At 66.1% G+C, this 20,289-nt stretch carries 22 protein-coding genes and 1 tRNA gene; 10 read left to right on the top strand and 13 right to left on the bottom strand.

Annotated features, from left to right (window positions below; translation table 11 throughout):
* Positions 1-69: 69 nt before the first annotated feature.
* The 6 genes from BMW87_RS18775 to BMW87_RS18750 form a co-directional block, all read right to left on the bottom strand.
* Positions 70-145: transfer RNA gene (locus BMW87_RS18775), tRNA-Thr, on the bottom strand.
* A 25-nt stretch (positions 146-170) separates the two neighbouring features.
* Complete coding sequence (locus BMW87_RS18770) at positions 171-1,184, bottom strand: class 1 fructose-bisphosphatase (RefSeq protein WP_093051765.1); 1,014 nt, start codon at positions 1,182-1,184, stop codon at positions 171-173.
* A 23-nt stretch (positions 1,185-1,207) separates the two neighbouring features.
* Complete coding sequence (gene pepN, locus BMW87_RS18765) at positions 1,208-3,901, bottom strand: aminopeptidase N (protein WP_093077920.1); 2,694 nt, start codon at positions 3,899-3,901, stop codon at positions 1,208-1,210.
* Positions 3,888-4,586, bottom strand: a complete 699-nt coding sequence (locus BMW87_RS18760; protein ID WP_093077919.1) for an HAD family hydrolase — start codon at positions 4,584-4,586, stop codon at positions 3,888-3,890. The genes pepN and BMW87_RS18760 overlap by 14 nt, the downstream gene beginning before the upstream one ends.
* Before the next feature lie 5 nt (positions 4,587-4,591).
* Positions 4,592-5,696 (bottom strand): peptide chain release factor 2 gene (prfB, locus tag BMW87_RS18755; RefSeq protein ID WP_097198623.1). Its coding sequence is split into 2 segments (ribosomal slippage): positions 4,592-5,614 and positions 5,616-5,696, totalling 1,104 coding nucleotides; the frame shifts between segments, so codons are not numbered across the junction.
* A gap of 115 nt (positions 5,697-5,811) precedes the next feature.
* Positions 5,812-6,624 (bottom strand): MetQ/NlpA family ABC transporter substrate-binding protein, encoded by an 813-nt coding sequence (locus BMW87_RS18750; protein WP_093051901.1) that lies wholly within the window; start codon positions 6,622-6,624, stop codon positions 5,812-5,814.
* 237 nt (positions 6,625-6,861) lie between these two features.
* On the opposite strand from BMW87_RS18750, the gene BMW87_RS18745 reads away from it, so the two are divergent.
* From BMW87_RS18745 to BMW87_RS18730, 4 genes are read left to right on the top strand one after another with little or no spacing between them, the layout of a single operon-like run.
* Positions 6,862-7,728 carry a methionine ABC transporter ATP-binding protein gene (locus BMW87_RS18745; protein WP_093077961.1) on the top strand — a complete coding sequence of 289 codons (867 nt, stop codon included), beginning with the start codon at positions 6,862-6,864 and terminating at the stop codon, positions 7,726-7,728.
* Positions 7,721-8,383 carry a methionine ABC transporter permease gene (locus BMW87_RS18740; RefSeq protein WP_007835547.1) on the top strand — a complete coding sequence of 221 codons (663 nt, stop codon included), beginning with the start codon at positions 7,721-7,723 and terminating at the stop codon, positions 8,381-8,383. The genes BMW87_RS18745 and BMW87_RS18740 overlap by 8 nt, the downstream gene beginning before the upstream one ends.
* Positions 8,384-8,417: 34 nt before the next feature.
* The gene (locus BMW87_RS18735) at positions 8,418-9,245 is read left to right on the top strand and encodes a MetQ/NlpA family ABC transporter substrate-binding protein (RefSeq protein ID WP_093077917.1); all 828 of its coding nucleotides are present in this window, start codon (positions 8,418-8,420) and stop codon (positions 9,243-9,245) included.
* A 25-nt stretch (positions 9,246-9,270) separates the two neighbouring features.
* Complete coding sequence (locus BMW87_RS18730; RefSeq protein ID WP_093077916.1) at positions 9,271-9,621, top strand: cupin domain-containing protein; 351 nt, start codon at positions 9,271-9,273, stop codon at positions 9,619-9,621.
* Between the two features lie 15 nt (positions 9,622-9,636).
* Here BMW87_RS18730 and BMW87_RS18725 read toward each other — a convergent pair whose 3' ends face one another.
* The 3 genes from BMW87_RS18725 to BMW87_RS18715 all read right to left on the bottom strand — a co-directional run bounded on the left by BMW87_RS18725 (position 9,637) and on the right by BMW87_RS18715 (position 12,826).
* Complete coding sequence (locus tag BMW87_RS18725; RefSeq protein ID WP_093077914.1) at positions 9,637-10,992, bottom strand: LLM class flavin-dependent oxidoreductase; 1,356 nt, start codon at positions 10,990-10,992, stop codon at positions 9,637-9,639.
* The gene (locus tag BMW87_RS18720) at positions 10,989-11,822 is read right to left on the bottom strand and encodes a MetQ/NlpA family ABC transporter substrate-binding protein (RefSeq protein WP_093077913.1); all 834 of its coding nucleotides are present in this window, start codon (positions 11,820-11,822) and stop codon (positions 10,989-10,991) included. The genes BMW87_RS18725 and BMW87_RS18720 overlap by 4 nt, the downstream gene beginning before the upstream one ends.
* Before the next feature lie 101 nt (positions 11,823-11,923).
* Positions 11,924-12,826: a LysR family transcriptional regulator gene (locus tag BMW87_RS18715; protein ID WP_093077911.1), complete on the bottom strand. Its 903-nt coding sequence runs from the start codon at positions 12,824-12,826 to the stop codon at positions 11,924-11,926.
* Positions 12,827-12,962: 136 nt separating this feature from the next.
* Between BMW87_RS18715 and BMW87_RS18710 the strand changes: the two genes are divergently transcribed.
* Positions 12,963-13,982: an aldo/keto reductase gene (locus tag BMW87_RS18710; RefSeq protein WP_093077910.1), complete on the top strand. Its 1,020-nt coding sequence runs from the start codon at positions 12,963-12,965 to the stop codon at positions 13,980-13,982.
* Positions 13,983-13,985: 3 nt separating this feature from the next.
* On the opposite strand, the gene BMW87_RS18705 is transcribed toward BMW87_RS18710, so the two are convergent.
* Positions 13,986-14,915 carry an alpha/beta fold hydrolase gene (locus tag BMW87_RS18705; RefSeq protein ID WP_093077908.1) on the bottom strand — a complete coding sequence of 310 codons (930 nt, stop codon included), beginning with the start codon at positions 14,913-14,915 and terminating at the stop codon, positions 13,986-13,988.
* Positions 14,916-15,041: 126 nt separating this feature from the next.
* On the opposite strand from BMW87_RS18705, the gene BMW87_RS18700 reads away from it, so the two are divergent.
* Positions 15,042-16,103: an aldo/keto reductase gene (locus BMW87_RS18700; protein ID WP_093077907.1), complete on the top strand. Its 1,062-nt coding sequence runs from the start codon at positions 15,042-15,044 to the stop codon at positions 16,101-16,103.
* 1 nt (position 16,104) lies between these two features.
* Here the strand turns inward: BMW87_RS18700 and BMW87_RS18695 are convergent, their stop codons facing one another.
* On the bottom strand, positions 16,105-16,695 hold the full coding sequence (locus tag BMW87_RS18695; protein WP_093077905.1) for a hypothetical protein: 591 nt from the start codon (positions 16,693-16,695) through the stop codon (positions 16,105-16,107).
* Positions 16,696-16,787: 92 nt separating this feature from the next.
* On the opposite strand from BMW87_RS18695, the gene BMW87_RS18690 reads away from it, so the two are divergent.
* The 4 genes from BMW87_RS18690 to BMW87_RS18675 are packed head-to-tail and all read left to right on the top strand — an operon-like array spanning position 16,788 to position 19,135.
* Entirely contained in the window at positions 16,788-17,282 is a 495-nt protein-coding gene (locus BMW87_RS18690; protein WP_093077904.1) for an aminoacyl-tRNA deacylase, read from the top strand.
* An 8-nt stretch (positions 17,283-17,290) separates the two neighbouring features.
* The gene (locus BMW87_RS18685; RefSeq protein ID WP_093077902.1) at positions 17,291-18,100 is read left to right on the top strand and encodes a DUF6348 family protein; all 810 of its coding nucleotides are present in this window, start codon (positions 17,291-17,293) and stop codon (positions 18,098-18,100) included.
* Positions 18,101-18,130: 30 nt separating this feature from the next.
* Positions 18,131-18,769, top strand: coding sequence for a glycerol-3-phosphate 1-O-acyltransferase PlsY (plsY, locus tag BMW87_RS18680; RefSeq protein WP_093051725.1), 639 nt, complete (start codon positions 18,131-18,133; stop codon positions 18,767-18,769).
* Between the two features lie 12 nt (positions 18,770-18,781).
* Entirely contained in the window at positions 18,782-19,135 is a 354-nt protein-coding gene (locus BMW87_RS18675) for a RidA family protein (RefSeq protein ID WP_093051722.1), read from the top strand.
* A gap of 7 nt (positions 19,136-19,142) precedes the next feature.
* Here the strand turns inward: BMW87_RS18675 and BMW87_RS18670 are convergent, their stop codons facing one another.
* Entirely contained in the window at positions 19,143-19,787 is a 645-nt protein-coding gene (locus BMW87_RS18670; RefSeq protein ID WP_093051719.1) for a retropepsin-like aspartic protease family protein, read from the bottom strand.
* Positions 19,788-19,799: 12 nt separating this feature from the next.
* A complete protein-coding gene (locus BMW87_RS18665; RefSeq protein ID WP_093051716.1) occupies positions 19,800-20,285 on the bottom strand; it encodes a YajQ family cyclic di-GMP-binding protein in 486 nt (161 codons plus the stop codon).
* Positions 20,286-20,289 lie beyond the last annotated feature (4 nt).

Raw genomic sequence — 20,289 nt, 5'->3', positions numbered from 1 at the left:
GACTAGGCTCAATTTCAGGACCCACAAACAAAAAGCCCCGCTATTGAAAAAATAGCGGGGCTTTTGATTTGGTGCCGGAGAGATGAATCGAACACCCGACCTTCTCATTACGAATGAGCTGCTCTACCGACTGAGCTACACCGGCGAAGCCTCAGATTATAGCCAAGAAATCACGCCTTCTCGGCGTGGTACTGGGTCAGCCGCTCAACTTCGTTACGCGAACCCAACATCACGCTCACCCGCTCATGCAGTTTGGTGGGCTGCAGGTCCAGGATGCGTTGCTTGCCGTTGGTGGCCGCGCCGCCGGCCTGTTCGACCAGCCAGCTCATCGGGTTGGCCTCGTACATCAGGCGCAGCTTGCCGGCCTTTTCGGGCTCGCGCTTGTCCCACGGGTACATGAAGACGCCGCCGCGCATCAGGATGCGGTGCACGTCGGCCACCATGCTGGCAATCCAGCGCATGTTGAAGTCCTTGCCGCGCGGGCCTTCCTTGCCGGCCAGGCATTCGTCGATGTAGCGCTTCATGGGCTCGTCCCAGTGGCGCATGTTGCTCATGTTGATGGCAAATTCCTTGGTGTCGGCCGGAATCTGGATGTCTTCCTGCGTCAGCACGAAGCTGCCTTGCTCGCGGTCCAGCGTGAACATGGCCACGCCGTTGCCCACGGTCAGCACCAGGGTGGTCTGCGGGCCGTAGATGCAGTAGCCGGCGGCCACTTGCTGGGTGCCTGCCTGCAGAAAGTCGCCTTCCTGCACGCCGGGGTGGTCGTCGGGCTTCTTCAGCACGCTGAAGATGGTGCCGATGCTGACGTTCACGTCGATGTTGCTGCTGCCGTCGAGCGGGTCGAACATGAGCAGGTATTCGCCCTGCGGGTAGCGGTTGGGCACCACGTAGATGCTGTCCATTTCCTCGCTGGCCATGGCCGCGAGGTGGCCGCCCCATTCGTTGGCCTCAATCAGCACTTCGTTGGCGATGATGTCCAGCTTCTTCTGGATCTCGCCCTGCACGTTCTCGCTCTCGGCGGTGCCGAGCACGCCGCCCAGCGCGCCCTTGTTGACGGCCTGGCTGATGCTCTTGCAGGCGCGCGCGACCACTTCGAGCAGCAGGCGCAGCTGGCCGGGAATGAGGCCGTCGGCGCGTTGCTGTTCGACGAGGTAGCGGGTGAGGGAAATCTTTTGTTGAGCCATGTGTCTTGTGGGGTTCGGTTGCTTCAGTTTCCGGCCAGGGCGCGGGTCACGACTTCGTGCGTGTCCTTGCTCAGGTCGGGCTTGGCGGCCACGCGGGCGATGGCTTCGCGCGCGGCGCTGCGGTACGGCTCGGCCAGCTTGCTCCAGCGGTCGAGTGCGCGGGCGAGGCGGGCAGCCACTTGCGGGTTGATGGCGTCGAGCTCGATCACGCGCTCGCTCCAGAACACATAGCCGGCCGCGTCGGGGCGGTGAAAGGCGCCGGGGTTGGCGCTGCAATAGGCAAAGATCACGCTGCGCGCGCGGTTCGGGTTCTTCAGCGAGAAGTCAGGGTGCTTCATCAGCTGCTTGACCAGCGGCAGGATGTCGCCGCCGCGGTCGCTGGCGCCAGCCTGCAGCGAGAACCACTTGTCGATGACCAGTGCTTCGTCCTTGAAGATGGCGTGGAAGCGCGCCAGTGCCTGCGCCGCCAGGGTGTTGCCCGACGACACCAGCGCGTTGAGCGCGTTGAAGCGGTCGGTCATGTTGCCCGCGTCCTTGAAGCGCTGCAGCGTCTTGCCCGGCCACACGACGTCGCCCGAGGTGCGCGCCGCCAGGCACAGAAAGTTGAGCGCCATGCCGGCCAGCGCGCGTCTGCCCGACGAGGTCGGGTCGGGGCTGTAGGCGCCGGTGTCGTGGTTCTCTTCATAAGCCCACTGCCAGTCGGCAAAGAGGGCGGTGGCCAGCTGGGCGCGCATGGCTTCGCGCACAAGGTGCACGCGCTGCGGGTCGACCACGTCGAGCTGCTCGGCAATGTAGGTTTCCGACGGCAGCGTGAGCACCAGTTCCTTGAAGGCGGCGTCGAGCTGCGGGTTGCGCAGCACGCTGCGCATGGCGTCGATGTACGCGTCGTTCAGCACCGGCGTGGTGTCGGTGGCCAGTGCGGCAATGCCCTGCAGCGCGGCGCGCAGGCCCAGTCGCTGGCCGGCTTCCCAGCGGTTGAACGGGTCGGGGTCGTTGGCCAGCAGGGTGAGCAATTGCGCGTCGGTGTACTCGAAGTCGAGGATCACCGGCGCGCTGAAGCCGCGCAAGATGGAAGGCACGGGCTCGGCGTCGAGGCCCACGAAGGTGATCTGCTCGCCGGCGCGCGACAGCACCAGCGTGCGGGTGCCGCGGGTCACGTCGCTTTCGCCCTCGAGCTGCATCGGCAGCTCGCGGCCGCTGGCGTCGAGCAGGCCGATGTTCAGCGGAATGACGAAGGGCTCCTTCGTCGGCTGGCCCGGCGTGGGCGGGCAGCTCTGCACCACGCTCAGGGTGTAGCTGCGGTTCTGCGCGTCGTACACGCCGTGGGCCGCAAGGCGGGGCGTGCCGGCCTGGCTGTACCAGCGCTTGAACTGGGGCAGCAGGCGTGCCAGTTCCGAATCGGGGTTGGCGTCGGCAATGGCCTGTGCGAAGTCGTCGCAGGTCACGGCCTGGCCGTCGTGGCGCTCGAAGTAGAGCGTGATGCCCTTTTCGAAGCCCTTGCGGCCGACCAGCGTCTGCATCATGCGGACCACCTCGGCACCCTTTTCGTAGATGGTGACGGTGTAGAAGTTGCTGATCTCGATGTAGCTGTCGGGCCGCACCGGGTGGGCCATGGGGCCGGCGTCTTCGGGGAACTGGGCGGTGCGCAGCACGCGAACGTCTTCGATGCGCTTCACGGCGCGGGCCGAGGCGTCGGCGCACAAATCCTGGCTGAATTCCTGGTCGCGGAAGACGGTGAGGCCTTCTTTCAGCGACAGCTGGAACCAGTCGCGGCAGGTCACGCGGTCGCCGCTCCAGTTGTGGAAGTACTCGTGGCCGACAACGCTTTCGATGTTGCTGTAGTCGGCGTCGGTGGCGGTGGCCTGGTTGGCCAGAACGTACTTCGTGTTGAAGATGTTCAGGCCCTTGTTCTCCATGGCGCCCATGTTGAAGTCGCTGGTGGCAACGATCATGAAGCGGTCAAGGTCGAGCGGCAGGCCGAAGCGGGTTTCGTCCCACAGCACCGAGTTGATGAGCGAGTTCATCGCGTGCTCGGTCTTGTCGAGGTCGCCGGCGCGCACGTACACCTGCAGCAGATGCTCCTTGCCGTTGCGCGCCTTGATGCGCTGCTCGCGCGCCACCAGCTTGCCCGCCACCAGGGCGAACAGGTAGCTGGGCTTCTTGAAGGGGTCGACCCACTTGGCGAAGTGGCGGCCTTCGGGCAGTTCGCCCTGCTCGACGAGGTTGCCGTTCGACAGCAGCACCGGGTAGGCGGCCTTGGCGGCGCGCAGCGTGACGGTGTACATCGCCATCACGTCCGGACGGTCGAGGAAGTAGGTGATGCGGCGGAAGCCCTCGGCCTCGCACTGCGTGAAGAAGGTGTCTTCGCTCACGAACAGGCCCATCAACTTGGTGTTCTTGATGGGGCAGCAGGTGGTGAAGATCTCGAGCTCGAAGGCATCGGGCAGGCCGTCGATGACGAGCTGCTCGCCTTCCATGCGGAAGGAAGCGCCCTGGCCGTTGACCAGCACGCGCGCCAGGTTCAGCTCGTCGCCGTCCAGGCGCAGCGGCTGCACCGGCACCTCTGGGTTGCGGCGCATCTGCATGCGGTTGAGCACGCGGGTCTTGGCGGGGTCGAGGTCGAAGGTGAGGTCGACGGTGTCGATCCAGTACGCCGGGGCGGCATAGTCTTCGCGGCGGATGGCAATGGGTTGCCCTTGAGCGTCACGTAGCAGCATCGAGTGTCTCCAGAAAATTCGAATGGGCGAGTTCGTTGTAGTCGCGAACCGCGGCAATCACATGGGGGCCGGCAAGCTCGGCGGCGGTATGGGTGCTGCACACGGCCACGGCGCGCATGCCGCCGCGGCGGGCGGCTTCTATGCCGAAGGGTGCGTCTTCAAAGACGATGCAGCGCTCGGGCGCAATGCCGATGCGGCGCGCGGCTTCGAGAAAGATGGCGGGCGTGGGCTTGCCCGAGAAGCCTTCGTCGCCGCCCACTATGGCCAGCGGCAGCGGGTCCATCTTCAGGCGCGACATGGCGAACTCGATGTTGCCCTTGTCGCCCGCAGTGCCCACCGCCACCTTCAGGCCGCGTGCAACGGCGGCCTTGGCAAAGGCCGTGAAGCCCGCCACTTCGGTGAAGTTGTCGCTGAACATGGCACGGTAGATCTCTTCCTTCTCGTGCACCAGCACCTGGCACTCCTCGTCGGAGAGCTCGCGCTCGAACAGCTCGCGCATGCACTCGGTGCCGGTGCGGCCCGTGGTGCGCGCGAGGATGTCGCTCACGTCGAGCTTCAGCCCGTGGCGCGCCACGAACTCCACCCACGAGCGCGCATGCCAGGGCATGGAGTCGATCATGGTGCCGTCCATGTCGAAGATGAAGGCTTCGACCTTGCCACCATCCTTCAGGCTTTTCAGGCTCATCGGTTTTACACGCCCTGCTTGAGAGAGGCTTCGATGAACACGTCGAGGTCGCCGTCCAGCACCTTCTGCGTGGCCGAAACTTCGACGTTGGTGCGCAGGTCCTTGATGCGGCTGTTGTCCAGCACGTAGCTGCGGATCTGGTGGCCCCAGCCCACGTCGGTCTTGCTGTCTTCGAGCTTTTGCTGCTCTTCCTGGCGCTTGCGCATCTCGTGGTCGTACAGGCGCGAGCGCAGGCGCTTCCACGCCACGTCGCGGTTGCTGTGCTGGCTGCGGCCGTCCTGGCACTGCACCACGATGCCGGTCGGAATGTGCGTCAGGCGCACGGCCGAGTCGGTCTTGTTGATGTGCTGGCCGCCCGCGCCGCTGGCGCGGAAGGTGTCGGTGCGCACGTCGGCCGGGTTGATCTCGATCTCGATGGAGTCGTCGATTTCCGGGTACACGAAGATGCTGGCAAAGCTCGTGTGGCGGCCGCCCGACGAGTCGAACGGCGACTTGCGCACCAGGCGGTGCACGCCGGTCTCGGTGCGCAGCAGGCCGAAGGCGTAGTCGCCCTCGACCTTGATGGTCGCGCCCTTGATGCCGGCGGTGTCGCCGGGTGTTTCGTCTTCGATCTGCGTCTTGAAGCCCTTGCGCTCGGCGTACTTCAGGTACTGGCGCAGCAGCATGCTGGCCCAGTCGCAAGCCTCGGTGCCGCCGGCGCCGGCCTGGATGTCGACGAAGGCGTTCAGCGGATCGGCCGGGTTGTTGAACATCCGGCGGAATTCGAGCTGCTTGATGTCGGCTTCGAGCGTGGCGGCGTCATCGGCAATGGCCTGCAGGCCGTCCATGTCGCCGTCTTCCTTCGACATTTCGAAGAGTTCGGTGTTGTCCGAGAGCCCGTTGGTGAGCCGGTCGAGCGTGACGACCACGTCGTCGAGCGACTTCTTTTCCTTGCCCAGTTCCTGGGCCTTCTTCGGGTCGTTCCAGACGTTCGGGTCTTCGAGCGATGCGTTGACCGTCCTCAGACGTTCGGCTTTGGCATCGTAGTCAAAGATACCTCCGTAAATCGACCGTACGGACGCTCAGGTCCGCGAGCATTGCGCCGATTTGGTTGATCTGTTCTGCGTCCATGGGGTGTCCTGACTGTGTTCGGGGAAACCGGGCATTTTCTCACGGTCCGCCAGCCAGCCAGGGAGTGCCCCTGTATTGCGCCTTTCCCCTCTGGGGGAAGGCGCAAGACCCGAAATCAGAACGCCGGCACGAGCGAGCCCTTGAACTGGGTCTCGATGAAGCTCTTCACCTCCGGCGACTGGTAGGCGGCCACGAGGCGCTTGGCCCAGGGCTTGTCCTTGTCGGCGCGGCGCACGGCGATCAGGTTGGCGTACGGGCTCTTCGGCGACTCCTTGATCACGGCGTCCTTGTTCAGCGACAGGCCGGCCTTCTCGGCGTAGTCGTTGTTGATGGAGGCAATGGTCAGGTCGTCGAGCGAGCGCGGCAGCTGGGCCGCGTCGAGTGCCACCAGCTTCAGCTTCTTGGGGTTCGTCACCACGTCCAGCGGCGTGGCCGTGTTGTTCTTCACCGCCTCGGGTTTCAGCGTGATCAGGCCGGCCTGCTGCAGCAGCAACAGCGCGCGGTTGCCGTTCGACGGGTCGTTCTGGATGCCGACCGAGGCGCCATCAGGCAGCTGGTCGATCGACTTGATCTTGCGCGAGTAGAAGCCCAGCGGCGCGGTGATGGTCAGGCCCACGGGCACGATGTCGAAGCCGCGCGCCTTGTTCTGGTTGTCGAGAAAGGGCTGGTGCTGGAAGGCGTTGGCGTCGAGGTCGCCCGAGGCCAGCGCCGCATTGGGCAGCTGGTAGTCGTTGAACACCACGACCTGGATGTTCAGGCCGTCCTTGGCGGCGACCTTCTTGACCACCTCGAAGATCTGCTCGCCGTTGCCGACGGAGACGCCGACCTTGAGCGTGTTCTTGTCCTGCGCGAAGGCGGCGCTGCCGGCGAAGAGGGCGGCGGCCAGCGTGGCAAGGGCGAGGGTGCGGCGGCGGAAAGAGGTATGCATGTCGTTGCGCGAAATCAAAAAAAGAAGGCGCGAATGTGGCATTGCCGCCAGCGTTTGGGAACGAACCAATGCGCATATCGATATGGCGTGTCTTGCCCGCTACAGGATTTCCTTATGCGCATATGCGTATAAACAGCATCCTTTTTGTTCGTTCCCTTTCGCTGCGTTTCTTTTCATACTCGGCACCTTTTTGCGAACCTCCGCGACCTGCCTTTGCGCGGGCTGCGCTTCTTTTCCATGACCCACCCTACGCCTGACGCGGGCCGCGGCCACGCGGCGCCAGTCATCCGTCTTCAATCGGTGCAGAAGTCTTTCGCCTTGCCCAATGGCGAGGTGTTCGACGCCGTGCAGTCGCTGTCGCTCGACATCCAGCAGGGCGACGTGTTCGGCCTGATCGGCAAGAGCGGCGCCGGCAAATCGACGCTGCTGCGCCTCATCAACCTGCTGGAGCGGCCCGATTCGGGCCAGGTCTTCGTCGGCGGGCGCGACCTCACCACGCTCTCGCGCCGCGAGCTGCGCGATACGCGCCAGAACATCGGCATGATCTTCCAGCAGTTCAACCTGCTGCAGAACGCCACGGTGTTCGACAACGTGGCCTTCCCGCTGAAGATCCACGGCCGCCATTCAAAGGCCGAAATCAACGCACGTGTGCGCGAATGCCTGGCGCTCGTGGGCCTGGCCGAGAAGATCGACACCTACCCGGCCCAGCTCTCCGGCGGCCAGAAGCAGCGCGTGGCCATTGCCCGCGCGCTGGCGCCGCGCCCGCAGGTGCTGCTGTGCGACGAGCCCACCTCGGCGCTCGACTCCGAAACCACGCGCTCGCTGCTGGAAACGCTGCGCGAAATCAACCAGAAGATCGGCGTGACCATCGTGATCGTCACGCACGAGCTGTCGGTGGTCGAGGTGCTGTGCCGCAACGTGGCCATCCTCGAAAAGGGCCGGCTGGTGGAGCAGTTCGCGGTCGACGCTCCGAGCGTGGAGCGCAAGACCGCGCTGGGCCGCGAAATCGACGAACTGGTGCGCCGCCGCGAACGCGAGGCGCGCGAACCCTATTCGCCGCGCCCGCCCTCGCAGCTCGGCGCACAGGAGCTGGCCTATGTTTGAGAACATCGCCCCCATCCTCCCCGAGCTGTGGGTCGCCACCGGCCAGACCTTCATGATGCTGGCCATCGGCCTGTCGGCCGCCGTGCTCATCGGCGGGCCGCTGGGCATCCTGCTGTTCCTGCTGGGCCCCGGCCAGTCGCTGGAGAACAAGCCCGCGTTCCTGGTGCTCAACTGGCTGGTGAACACGGTGCGTTCATTCCCTTTCATCATCTTGCTGGTGGCCCTGGTGCCATTCACGCGGGTGATTGCGGGCACGTCGATCGGGCCGCTGGCGGCCGCGGTGCCGCTGTCGTTCGCGGCCATTCCGTACCTTGCCCGGCTGGTCGACCAGTGCCTGCGCGAAGTGCCGCGCGGCGTGATCGAGGCGGCCCACGCCATGGGCGCGACCGAGCTGCAGATCGTCTGGCGCGTGCTGCTGGTCGAGGCCCGTTCGGGGCTGGTGCTGGCACTGACGGTGCTGGCCGTGAGCTTTCTCTCGTACTCGGCGGTGGCCGGCGTGGTGGGCGGCGGCGGCATCGGCGACCTGGCCATCCGCTACGGCTACTACCGTTTCCAGACCGACGTGATGGTGCTCACCGTGGCGCTGCTCGTGGTGCTGGTACAGATCCTGCAATTCGTGGGTAACACCACGGCAAGCAGGCTCGACAAGCGTTGATTCCTTCTCTTTTCTTCCCTGCTTTCCCTATCTCATGAAAACCGCATTCCTGCGCCGTTCCGTTCTCGCCCTGTCCCTGGCTGCCGTCTCCCTCGGCGGCCTCTCGCTGCAGGCCCACGCGCAAGACCCCGCCAAGAAGAACCTCGTGATCGGCGGCACCGCCGGCTCCAACGCCGACCAGCTCAAGGCCGGCATCGTGCCCATCCTCGAAAAGAAGGGCTACAAGGTGAAGCTGGTCGAGTTCAACGACTACGTGCAGCCCAACCTGGCGCTGGCCCAGGGCTCGCTCGACGCCAATTTCTTCCAGCATCAGGTGTACCTGAAGAAGTTCGCAGCCGACCAGAAACTCGACCTCTCCGAACTGGTGCAAGGCCCGATCGCGCCCATGGGCGTGTACTCGACCAAGCGCAAGACGCTGGCCGACGTGAAGGAAGGCGACCGCGTGACGCTGCCGAACGATCCGAGCAACCTGGCCCGCGCGCTGGTGCTGCTGGAGCAGAACAAGCTGATCACCATCAAGACCGGCATCGATCCGTTGCGCGCGTCCGAAAAGGACGTGGCCGAGAACCCGAAGAAGCTGAAGTTCATTCCGCTCGAAGCTGCGCAACTGCCACGCTCGCTGGGCGACACTGAATACGCCATCGTCAACGGCAACTTCGCGATCTCGTCGGGCCTGAAGCTCACCGAGGCCGTGGTGCTCGAGAAAACGCCCGACTACTACCTGAATGTGGTCGCCGTGAAGACCGCCGACAAGAACACCCAGTGGGCCAAGGACATCGCTGATGCCTACCGCTCGAAGGAGTTCAAGGCCGTGGTCGACAGCAAGTTCCAGGGCTACGCCAAGCCCAGCTTCCTGCAATAACTCTTCCCGCAAGAAAAGGACTCCCATGCCCGTTCTGGCTGTATTCGATGCTCAGGGAAGCTGGCGCGACACACATGTGTGCGACGGCTGGATCACCGAACACCTGGCCGGGCAGGGCGTGAGTTGGGGGCGTGGCAAGAAGAAGGGGCAGCGCGTGCTCGACAACGCGGGGCTGTTCTACGTGCCGACTGCCGACGGCTACCTGGGGCTGCTGCTGGAGGCTGGCGAGTGGGCTGCCATGCCGGCTGGCAAGCCGCATTTCTTCGATGCAGGCGAGGCTGAGTCGCTCGACGGCTTGCCTGCCGCGCTGCCGCTGTTCGAAGCTTTCGTCGAAGAAGTGCTGTCCCTCACGGGTAACGACGCCGACGAAGAGTGAAGGGCGCGGCCGGTCTCAGGCCGCCAGCCGCTGTTGCGCCGCTCGACCAGCGGGCCGCGCCAGCCCCAGATGGTCGCGCAGCGTGCGGCCTTCGTACTCGGTGCGAAAGATCCCGCGCTTCTGCAGGATCGGCACCACGCCGTCGACAAAATCCTGCAGCCCATGCGGCAGCGCATCGGGCATCAGGTTGAACCCATCGGCCGCACCGGCCCTGAACCAGCGCTCGATGTCGTCCGCGATCTGCTCCGGCGTGCCCACGATCACGCGGTGCCCACCGCCGCCCGCCAGTTCGCGAATCAACTGCCGCACCGTGTAGCCGTGCGTGCGGCCCGCCGCGACCACTGCATTGAAGAAGGTGTGGTTGCCGTTGCCATTGCCGGGCAGTGGGAGGTCGTCGGGCAGGCGCTCGTCGAGCTTCAGGCGGTCGGGCGCAATGCCCAGCGTGCCGGCGATGCGCGTCAGGCTGTAGTCCCACGGAATCAGGTCGACCAGCTCGTCGCGCCGGCGGCGGGCTTCGGCCTCGGTGCTGCCGACGATGGTGGTCAGGCCCGCGAGCACCTTCACTGCGTCGGGGCCGCGGCCCAGTTCGGCGGCGCGTGTCTTCAGCGCGCGGGCATACGCCAGAGATTCCTCGAACGATTGCGAGGCCGAGAACACTGCCTCCGCATGGCGCGACGCCAGCTCGCGCCCGTCGGCCGAAGCACCGGCCTGCACCAGCACCGGATGGCCCTGCGGCGGGCGCGGCAGGTTCAGCGGGCCCTGCACCGCGAAGTGTTCGCCGCGGTGCGCAATGGCGTGCACCTTCGTTGTGTCGATGAAGTTGCCGGTGGCCTTGTCGCCGATGAAGGCGTCGTCCTCCCAGCTGTCCCACAGCGCCTTCACGATGTCGGTGAACTCCGAGGCGCGTGCGTAGCGCTTCGCATGGTCGGGCGTGGCGTCGAGGCCGAAGTTGCGTGCTGAGGGCAGGTCGGCCGTGGTCACCACGTTCCAGCCCGCGCGGCCACCGCTCACATGGTCGAGCGTGGCGAAGCGGCGGGCGATGTTGTAGGGCTCGTTGTAGCTGGTCGAGGCAGTGGCGATCAGGCCGATGTGCGTGGTGGCCGCGGCCACGCAGGCCAGCAGCACCGTGGGTTCCAGTGCGGTGATCGGGCGGAAGTTGATCTGGTCGACGATGGCCGCGTTGTCCGCGAGAAACACCGCATCGAGCTTGGCCGCCTCGGCGATCTGCGCCGTGCGGATGTAATGCCGGATGTCGGCAAAGGCCCGCGGATCGCTCTCCGGCAGGCGCCATGCCGAGGGCACGAAGCCCGAATGCAGGATGTTGACGTTGAGGTGCAGTTGCCGGGGCTTGGGGCTGGTCGAAAGGCTCATTGGGAGAAGTAGTCGGGCAGCCGGTAGCCGGCCCATGTCGGGTTGGCCCTGAAGAAGCGCTGGAACTCGGCCGACTGGTAGGCCGCCGCAATGTCTTTCGCGAACTGGGCTTGCTCGTTGCTGCGCTTGACGGCCACCACGTTCACGTAGGGCAGCGTCATGTTTTCGAGCTTGAGCGCATCGGTGAGCTTCAGGCCCGAGGCCACCGCGAAGTTGCCCTGCACGGCGGCGATGTCGGCATCGGCCAGCGAGCGCGGGGCCTGCGCGGCTTCGAGCGGCACGAGCTTCAGGCGCTTCGGGTTGTTCACGATGTCGCGCTCCGACACGGCCAGCGGACTCACGCCCGGCTTGAGCGTGACCCAGCCGACGGCCGCGAGGATGTTGAGCGCGCGCGCCGCGTTCACCGGGTCCGAAGGCAGCGTGACCGTGGCGCCGTCGGGCACCGTGTCGAGCGACTTGTGGCGCTGCGAGTACAGGCCCATCGGCGGCGTCGGCACATGCACCACCGGCACGAGGTCGAAGCCCTGCTGCTTGTTGGTGGCGTTGAGGTACAGCGTGTGCTGGAAGATGTTGGCGTCGATCTGCCCGCGCTCGACTGCGTCGTTGGGCTGCACGCCCTGGCTGAACTCGACGTACTTGACGGTGTAGCCGAGCTTCTTCAGCTGGGGCTCGATGCCGTTCGTGAAGGCATCGCGGTACGGGCCGGGCATGAAGCCCACGCGCAGGTCGGCGGCGTGGGCGGAAACCTGAAGAAGCAGGCTCAGGGCAAGGCCGCCGAGCAGTGGGGCGGACCAGCGCGCCAGCGAGGGCGCGCGCGAAGAAAAGCGCATGACAGGCAACTCCGGGAGGCAAGAGGGAGCTGCGCACTCTAGGTCGCGGTGCCTGCGGCGCGAACGAAGATTCGTGCGCTTCGATATCCGCTTGTCGAATATCAGGCGGGCTGGCTTTCGTTCTTCAGGAAGTCGACGAACGCGCGCAGCGGCGCAGGCATGTGCGTACGGCTCGGGTAGTACAGGAACGGCCCCGAAAAACTCTGCCACCAGTCTTCGAGCACGGGCACCAGCGTGCCGCGGTCGATGGAGGGCCGCAGGTATTCGTCGAAGGTGTAGATCAGGCCCAGGCCCGACTCGGCGGCGTGCAGTTCGAGGTCGAGCATCGACGCGATCAGCGGCCCTGCCGGCGTGATCTTGACGGCCTTGCCCTTGCGCACGAAGCCCCAGGTGGCGAGCACGCCGCTCGGGAAACGGTGGGCGATGCAGGCGTGCTGCAGCAGGTCGGTCGGGTGCCTGGGCGTTCCGTGCTTCGCCAGGTAGGCAGGCGACGCCGCGGCCACGAAGCGCTGCGTGCGAGGGCCCAGAGGCACGGCGATCATGTCGCGCGCAATGCTCTCGTCGTAGCGGATGCCGGCATCGAAGCCCGCGGCGAGTACGTCGATGAAGGTGTCGTTGGTCGTGATCTCCAGCGTGATGCCCGGGTGCTCCGCCAGGAAGCGGCTGGCCAGCGGCGGCAGCACGCGCTGCGTCACGATCGTCGGTACGTTCAGCCGCAGCGTGCCGGTGGGACTGTCGCGAAAGCTGTTGAGCGTGTCGAGCGCGCCCGCGATGTCGTCGAGCGCGGGCGAGATGCGGTCCAGCAGCCGCTGGCCGGCTTCGGTGGGTGTGACGCTGCGCGTCGTGCGGTTCAGCAGGCGCACGCCAAGCTGCGCTTCGAGCCGCCGCATGGCCTCGCTGAGCGAGGAGGGCGATACGCCGCGCAGCGTGGCGGCGCCGCGAAAGCCGCGCGCCCGGGTCACGGCAACGAAGGCGCCGAGATCGGAAAGATCGGGATCGGTCATGGCGGGATTGTGCGTTTTTCTGCACAACCCGTGCGCTGCCGGACGGATTATCGAACGGGCCGATTCCTTCCAGACTAGCGCCATGCCGTTCGCAACCGCGTCCGGCCACAGTCAAAAAGTCAGAAAGGACACTGCAATGAACACACTTCAACTCGGCACCAAGGCCATGAACGGCCCCAAGGTTTCCGCCTTCGGTCTCGGCTGCATGGGCATGTCGGGCATGTACGGCCCTTCGGATCGCGCAGAAAGCATCGCCACCATCCATGCCGCGATGGACGCGGGCATCACGCTGCTAGATACCGGCGACTTCTACGGCAGCGGCCACAACGAAATGCTGATCGGCGAAGCGCTCAAGGGCCTCAAGGGTTCGCAGCGCGATGCCGCACTGGTCAGCGTGAAGTTCGGCGCCATGCGCGACCCGGCCGGTGGCTGGGTTGGCTACGACGCTCGGCCCGCGGCGGTGAAGAACTTCGCTACCTACTCGCTGCAGCGCCTGGGCGTGGACCACATCGACATCTACCGCCCGGCGCGGCTCGACCCGAACGTGCCTATCGAAGACACCATCGGCGCCATCGCCGACCTGGTGAAGGCGGGCTACGTGCGCCACATCGGCCTGTCGGAAGTCGGCTCGCAGACCATCCGCAAGGCGGCGGCCGTGCACTCGATCTGCGACCTGCAGATCGAGTATTCGCTGATCTCGCGCGGCATCGAGGACGACATCCTCGCGACCTGCCGCGAGCTGGGCATCGGCATCACCGCGTACGGCGTGCTCTCGCGCGGCCTGATCAGCGGGCACTGGAAGAAGGATGCGGCGGGCGAGAAGGATTTCCGGGCGCACAGCCCGCGCTTCCAGGGCGAGAACGTGGACCGCAACCTCGCGCTGGTCGATGCGCTGCGCAAGATCGCCGAGGCCAGGGGCGTCACCGTCGCGCAGATCGCCATTGCGTGGGTGGCGGCGCAGGGCGACGACATCGTGCCGCTGATCGGCGCGCGGCAGCGCACGCGGCTGGAAGAAGCGCTGGGCGCGCTGAACGTGAAGCTGGCGGCCGACGACTTCGCAGCCATCGAGCGGGCGGTGCCGAAGGGCGCTGCGGCTGGCGACCGCTATGCGGCGGCGCAGATGGCGAGCCTCGACAGCGAATCGCGCCGCGCCTGAGCCTCAGTTCGCGAGGAACTCCTCGATCATCCGCGCCACACGCTGCGGCTGGTCGTGGTGCAGCATGTGACCGGCGTCTTCGAGGCGCTCGATGCGGCTGTTGGCAACCGACCTCAGGCGCTCGTGGAATTCGTCGAGCGTGTAGCGGCTCTTCCACCAGCCTTTCAGGCTGTCGTCGGATGCCTCGACCATCAGCAACGGAGCGGTGATGCGCGCGTAGAGCGCCAGCGTTTCGTCGACGCGGAAGATGTGTGCGTTGACGATCTTGTGCGCCGCCTCGCCGAGGATCTGCCAGCGCTCGCTGCCGTCGGGCTGGGCGTGGTTCACCGACCAGTGGCTGGCCAGCCAGTTGGCCTTGTCGGGCGTGAGGCGGGGGTTGGTCTTCATGAGGCGGCGCGCCACGCCCTCCACGGCCGAATAGCCAGCCAGCGCCATCTCGCCGCGATGCAGGCGCTTGAGCTCGTCGATCCACTGGCCGTAGCGCGCGGGCGCTTCCTCGGGCTTGCGCGCGGGCATGCCGAAGCCTTCGAGATTGACCAAGCGGCGGATGCGCTGGGGCCGCACGCCGGCGTAGTGCATGACGACGTTGCCGCCCATGCTGTGGCCGACGAGGTCGACCTGCCGGGCGCTGTCGTCTTCGCCTGCGTAGTGGTCGAGCAGCCACTCGAGGTCCGCCAGGTAGTCGGCGAGCCAGTAGTTGTCGACGCCGCCGCCGTCGGTCAGGCCGAAGCCGCGCCAGTCGGGGGCGATGATGAAGCGGTCTTCCTCCATCGCATCGACCACGAACTGCCACGATGCGGCCACGTCCATCCAGCCATGCACCAGCACGAGCGGCGGGCGCTCGTCGGAGGGCTGGCCCCAGAGGCGCACGTGGTAGCTGAGGTTGCGCACGGGCACGAATTCGCTGCGGGAGGGGCGGAGGGCTTGGTACATGGGCGTCGATGATAAAGAGGCCTTTGTGCTGACGCAGTCCGGCACAGGACAGCGGGCGGGGGCGGAACGCTCGGGTTTTGATGGGGCGGCCAGCAGGCTGTGGGGCGGGGCGGTAGCATCCCGCGCATGAAAAAGATCCAACTCGGTCAAAGCGACCTGCACGTCACCCCGATCTGCCTTGGCACGATGACCTTCGGCGAACAGGTCGACGAGCCCACCTCCCACGCCATCCTGAGCCGCTCGCTCGAGCGCGGCGTCGACTTCATCGACACCGCCGAGATGTACTCGGTACCCACGCGCAAGGAAACCTACAGCGTCACCGAGACCATCATCGGCAACTGGTTCGCCGCCAACCCCGGTGCGCGCGAGAAGCTGGTGGTCGCGACCAAGGTGGCCGGCCCGTCGCGCGGCATGCCCTGGGTGCGCGAAGGCAGCGGCATGACGGCGGCCGACATCGAAGCCTCGTGCAACGCCAGCCTGAAGCGGCTGCGCACGGACGTCATCGACCTCTACCAGATCCACTGGCCGGAGCGCCACGTGCCGCTGTTCGGCAACATGTATTACGACCCGGCGAAGGAAACCTCGAAGACGCCGATCCACGAGCAGCTCGAAGCGCTGGGCAAGCTGGTGAAGGCGGGCAAGGTGCGCGCCATCGGCCTGTCGAACGAAACGCCGTACGGCGTGCACGAGTTCGTGCGGCTGGCCGAGCAGCACGGGCTGCCGCGCGTGGCGACGGTGCAGAACGTGTACAGCCTCATCAGCCGCGGCTACGAGAACGGGCTGGACGAGACGATGCACCGGCTGGGCGTGTCGCTGCTGGCGTATTCGCCGCTGGCCTTCGGCCTGCTGACGGGCAAGTACGACCAGAGCGGCATCGAAGGGCCGGATGCGCCGAAGGGCGCGCGGATTTCGAGCTACGAATCGGTGCGCAAGCAGCGTTGGGGCCGCCCCGATTCGCTGCGCGCGGCCAAGCGCTACAACCAGCTGGCCCGCGACAACGGCCTGACGCCGACGCAGCTGGCGCTGGCCTTCTGCTACACGAAGTGGCAGGTGGCGAGCACGATCATCGGCGTGACCTCGGTGGCGCAGCTGGAAGAAGACCTGGACGTGTACGGCACCACGTTGTCGGCGGAAATCCTGGCGGAGATCGACAAGATCCGCTGGGAGATTCGCGACCCTGCTGCGTAATTCAACGGCCACATTCGCCCTGGGCGGCGGCCAGGGCGAGGGCTGGCAGGCTCAGCAGGCCCATGTTGCCGCCTTTGAACTGGCCCTTCATGCAGTCGCCGTGTGCAGCGCTTGCGACGCCTGCGCTCAACCTGGAATCAAAGGCTGAGCGCGGGGTGCCGTTGAGGTTCTGGCCGGCGCGTTCCGCGAATGAGCGCTCGCGGCCGATGTCGCGCAGGGCGCGGCGGGTGCTTTCCGAATGAAGGATCAGCGGCGCGGGGGTTGTCGTGGCTTGCGGCGGCTGTGTGACTGGCGTAGCGGGGACGGTGATCGCCTTGCCGCGAGCAGTTCGGGGCATGCGCGTGGTTGTCGCGCGTGTGGTCGCAGTCGTGGTTTGCGGCGCCGCTTCCCGCGGTGCGGGAGGCACGGCCTTCACTGGGGCTTCGACCTGCACCACCTCCATGACCATTCGCTTCACCGGGGCGGTCTCGCGGCCGTGCGGCTGCGTGGCGACCAGCAGCAGCCAGAGCACCGCCGCGTGCATCGCCACCACGGCCAGCACCAGCCCGAGGTAGAACGAAGCCGTGGCCACCGGGGCTGGCGTATGCTGCATGGCTGGAATGGAATTCAATGTAGTACGGCAGATTTTTTGCCGTGGAACACCAGGTTTTCTGAAGCGATCCTGAACCCGCAGTTGCCACCGAGATGGCCAAGAAAAGCACTCACACCTCCGAGACGCCCGCCACCCAGCTGCTGCGTGCGCACAAGATCTCCTTCACCGAGCACCCCTACGAGTACGTCGAGCACGGCGGTGCGCAGCGCGGCGCCGAGATGCTCGGGCTCGACCCGTTCACCGTCATCAAGACGCTGGTCATGCAAGACCAGGACGCCAAGCCGCTGATCGTGCTGATGCACGGCAACCGCACGGTGTCGACCAAGAACCTCGCGCGGCAGATCGGCGCCAAGTCGGTCGAGCCCTGCAAGCCCGAGGTGGCGCAGCGGCACAGCGGGTACATGGTGGGCGGTACTTCGCCGTTCGGCACGCGGCGCGAGATGCCGGTGTATGTGGAATCGACCATCCTCGAACTGCCGAGGATCGTGCTCAACGGCGGGCGCCGCGGCTACCTGATCGGCATCGATCCGCAGGTGTGCGTGGGGTTGCTGGGCGCGAAGCCCGTGCAATGTGCGCTGGCAGAATAGCCGGCGCCATGGCGACATCCTCGTCTTCCGACTTCTTTCCCCTGCGAGCCGCTGGCAACCCGGGCCAGGGCACGGCGTTCGCACTTGCCTTTCGCAACGACGAGCGCGAATGGACCGAATCGCTCGACCTGTCGGCGTTGCTGCGCGACGCACTGCTGGCGCGCGGCCAGGCCGCCGCGCTCGCACGCGATGGCTGGGTCACGCTGTCCGACGGACTCTGGCTGCTGCCGCAGATCCTGAGCTACTCGCGCGCCGAGGACGGCAGCGTGCGCACCTCCAGCACCATCGAGGTGGCCCATGCCGGACTCTTGCCGCAGGGCGTCTTCGAGTACCAGCATTCGGGCGGCGAAACCACCGAGCAGGCCCTGACCCGCGGGTTCGACCTGTGGGCGCAGGTCGATCTGGTTGTGTTCCAGGATGCGCTGGGCGGTGAGCTCGCCCACTGCACGTCGATGGACATGAGCTGGAAGGAGGGGCGGCAGCGGCGCGTGCTGTTCGGCCCCGTGGCGCACCGGGCGGCGCTGCCGGCGGCCGAGGTTGAGGAAGAGCACCCGTTCTGCCCCTGCTGCCTGTTCACCAATACCTGGGACGCCTTCAAGCCGCAGATCGAATCGGACAGTCTCCACGCCGTGCGCCTCTATGCCGTGCGCGACGCCGAGGGCCAGGTGCAGGCCGACTGCCGCGTCAACGGCGAGGACTGGTCCGCCGGCGCCGAGGCCCTGCGCGCCTATGTGACACAGTGGCCCGACCGCGGCTTCGAGTTTCGCAAGCAGTATGTTGTGATCCAATCGCCGCCCCAGGCGCTCGTCGCCGAATAGAACAACAACCATCCCCCGCGGAGTGCCGTCTTGAGTTTCAACTTGCCTTCCCTCATCGCCATCGTGGCGTCGTACCTGATCGGCTCGCTGTCCTTCGCGGTCATCGTGAGCAAGGCGCTCGGCATGGCCGATCCGCGCAGCTACGGCAGCAAGAATCCCGGCGCCACCAATGTGCTGCGCTCGGGTAATAAAGGTGCGGCGCTGGCCACGCTGCTGCTCGACGCTATCAAGGGCTGGGTGCCGGTGTTCCTGATTCACCGGTTCGGCGCGCAGTGGGGGCTAGGGGAGGGCGTTGCTGCCCTGGCCGGCCTGGCAGCGTTTCTTGGCCACCTGTATCCGGTGTTCTTCGGCTTCCAGGGCGGCAAGGGCGTGGCTACGGCGGCAGGCGTGCTGGTGGGCGTCGCGCCCTGGCTGGGGCTGGCCACCGGCGCCACCTGGCTGATCATCGCCGTCTTCTTCCGCTACTCGTCGCTGTCGTCGCTGGTGGCGGCCTTCTTCGCACCGGCCTACTATCTGATCGGCGGCGGCATCGCGTGGCCGCTCGACCGCACAGTGCTGATCGCGCTCATCGTCATGAGCCTGCTGCTGATCTGGCGGCACCGCGAAAACATCCGCCGGCTCGCGGCCGGCACGGAGTCGAAGCTCGGCTCCAAGAAGAAACAGGACTGAAGAAAGAACACCATGGCCTCCATCACCCGCTTCCACGTCGGCCCCCGTCTCTCGGAGACGGCCGTGCACAACGGCACCATCTACCTCGCGGGCCAGGTGCCCGACGACACCTCGCAGGACATCCGCGGCCAGACCACGCAGGTGCTGGGCATGGTCGATCGCCTGCTGGCCGAGGCCGGCAGCGACAAGTCGCGCATTCTCATGACGCAGATCTTCCTGGCGGACATCACCGACATCACGGCGATGAACGAGGTGTGGGACGCCTGGATTCCGGCCGGCAACACGCCGCCGCGCGCCACCGTGCAGGCCAAGATGGCCAATGCGGCCTACAAGATCGAGATCGTGGTGACGGCCGCGCAGGCCTGACGCTCAATCAATAGCGTTTTTCGAGGACCATCTGGTCCGCGTCGCGCCGCATCGAGAAGCGATTGATGAAGCTGTTGCCCAGCAGCACGAAGGGCATGGCCTGCGGCGAGACGATGGCGTCGATGTCGTAGACCTCGACGTCGCCCACGCGCACCGACTGCAGCCGCAGCTTGTAGCCCGAAGTCGTGCCGTTGGCGGTGTTCATCATGACGCGCTGGCCCTTGCTGTAGTCGAGCCCGATGCGCTGGGCGTCGTCGGCCGAGAGCGCGATGGACGTCGCACCCGTGTCGAGCATGAACGTGACCGGCCGGCCGTTGATGGCGCCTTGCGTCATGAAATGCCCGCGGCTGTCGGCCGACAGCACGACACGGTTTCCGCCCCCGCCTGAGCTGCCACCGCCGCCGATGCTGACCGGCGTGTCCATGCGCAGGCTGACGCGCTTGCCGTCGAGTTCGACCACGGCCTGTTCGGCCTGCAGCGAGAGCAGTTTCACGCCCTGGTAGCTCTCGCCGACCGCCACGGTCTTGGGCGGGTTGCCGTTCACGATCAGGATCGCGCGGCTGCCGATGCTGCCGGTCAGGGTGACCGAGCCGGCGGCATGCGCCACTGCAGCGGCAGCCAGCAGCTGCGCTGCGACGACAAGGGCTTTCATGAAGGGAGCCGCTCAGTCGCGGAAGTTGTTGAACGTGAGCGGCATGTCCGGCACGTCCTTCTTGATGAGTGCCATGGCGGCTTGCAGATCGTCGCGCTTGGCGCCGGTGATGCGCACCGCGTCGCCCTGGATGGCTGCCTGCACCTTGAGCTTGCTGTCCTTGACGATGCGGGTGATCTTCTTGGCCTGCTCGCTTTCGATGCCGCTCTTGACCTTGATGACCTGCTTGACCTTGTCGCCGCCCATCTTCTGGACGTCGCCCTTGTCGAGGAAACGCACGTCGACGCTGCGCTTGGTGAGCTTGCTGCGCAGGATGTCTTCCACCTGCACGAGCTGGAACTCGGCGTCGCCGATCATGGTGATCTCCTTGTCCTTGAGCTCGACGGCGGCGGCCGTGCCCTTGAAATCGAAGCGCGTTCCGATTTCCTTGGCGGTGTTCTCGACCGCGTTCTTCACCTCGGGCAGGTTGGGCTCGCAGACGGTATCGAAGGACGGCATGGAC

Source organism: Variovorax sp. OV084, from assembly GCF_900111625.1.
Lineage (GTDB): Bacteria > Pseudomonadota > Gammaproteobacteria > Burkholderiales > Burkholderiaceae_C > Variovorax.
The sequence above is the reverse complement of the archived record's forward strand: the minus strand, read 5'-3'. Positions and strand labels throughout refer to the sequence as shown.

What these genes read in the sequence shown, in the direction of transcription:
- BMW87_RS18665 (WP_093051716.1), bottom strand. Translation starts at nt 20,285, where the DNA reads ATGCCGTCCTTCGATACCGTCTGCGAGCCCAACCTGCCCGAGGTGAAG.
- BMW87_RS18735 (WP_093077917.1), top strand. Translation starts at nt 8,418, where the DNA reads ATGAAAACCGCATTCCTGCGCCGTTCCGTTCTCGCCCTGTCCCTGGCT.
- BMW87_RS18760 (WP_093077919.1), bottom strand. Translation starts at nt 4,586, where the DNA reads ATGAGCCTGAAAAGCCTGAAGGATGGTGGCAAGGTCGAAGCCTTCATC.
- pepN (WP_093077920.1), bottom strand. Translation starts at nt 3,901, where the DNA reads ATGCTGCTACGTGACGCTCAAGGGCAACCCATTGCCATCCGCCGCGAA.
- BMW87_RS18715 (WP_093077911.1), bottom strand. Translation starts at nt 12,826, where the DNA reads ATGACCGATCCCGATCTTTCCGATCTCGGCGCCTTCGTTGCCGTGACC.
- BMW87_RS18675 (WP_093051722.1), top strand. Translation starts at nt 18,782, where the DNA reads ATGGCCTCCATCACCCGCTTCCACGTCGGCCCCCGTCTCTCGGAGACG.
- BMW87_RS18770 (WP_093051765.1), bottom strand. Translation starts at nt 1,184, where the DNA reads ATGGCTCAACAAAAGATTTCCCTCACCCGCTACCTCGTCGAACAGCAA.
- BMW87_RS18730 (WP_093077916.1), top strand. Translation starts at nt 9,271, where the DNA reads ATGCCCGTTCTGGCTGTATTCGATGCTCAGGGAAGCTGGCGCGACACA.
- BMW87_RS18670 (WP_093051719.1), bottom strand. Translation starts at nt 19,787, where the DNA reads ATGAAAGCCCTTGTCGTCGCAGCGCAGCTGCTGGCTGCCGCTGCAGTG.
- BMW87_RS18700 (WP_093077907.1), top strand. Translation starts at nt 15,042, where the DNA reads ATGAAAAAGATCCAACTCGGTCAAAGCGACCTGCACGTCACCCCGATC.
- BMW87_RS18725 (WP_093077914.1), bottom strand. Translation starts at nt 10,992, where the DNA reads ATGAGCCTTTCGACCAGCCCCAAGCCCCGGCAACTGCACCTCAACGTC.
- BMW87_RS18710 (WP_093077910.1), top strand. Translation starts at nt 12,963, where the DNA reads ATGAACACACTTCAACTCGGCACCAAGGCCATGAACGGCCCCAAGGTT.
- BMW87_RS18720 (WP_093077913.1), bottom strand. Translation starts at nt 11,822, where the DNA reads ATGCGCTTTTCTTCGCGCGCGCCCTCGCTGGCGCGCTGGTCCGCCCCA.
- BMW87_RS18750 (WP_093051901.1), bottom strand. Translation starts at nt 6,624, where the DNA reads ATGCATACCTCTTTCCGCCGCCGCACCCTCGCCCTTGCCACGCTGGCC.
- BMW87_RS18745 (WP_093077961.1), top strand. Translation starts at nt 6,862, where the DNA reads ATGACCCACCCTACGCCTGACGCGGGCCGCGGCCACGCGGCGCCAGTC.
- BMW87_RS18705 (WP_093077908.1), bottom strand. Translation starts at nt 14,915, where the DNA reads ATGTACCAAGCCCTCCGCCCCTCCCGCAGCGAATTCGTGCCCGTGCGC.
- BMW87_RS18695 (WP_093077905.1), bottom strand. Translation starts at nt 16,695, where the DNA reads ATGCAGCATACGCCAGCCCCGGTGGCCACGGCTTCGTTCTACCTCGGG.
- BMW87_RS18685 (WP_093077902.1), top strand. Translation starts at nt 17,291, where the DNA reads ATGGCGACATCCTCGTCTTCCGACTTCTTTCCCCTGCGAGCCGCTGGC.
- BMW87_RS18740 (WP_007835547.1), top strand. Translation starts at nt 7,721, where the DNA reads ATGTTTGAGAACATCGCCCCCATCCTCCCCGAGCTGTGGGTCGCCACC.
- BMW87_RS18690 (WP_093077904.1), top strand. Translation starts at nt 16,788, where the DNA reads ATGGCCAAGAAAAGCACTCACACCTCCGAGACGCCCGCCACCCAGCTG.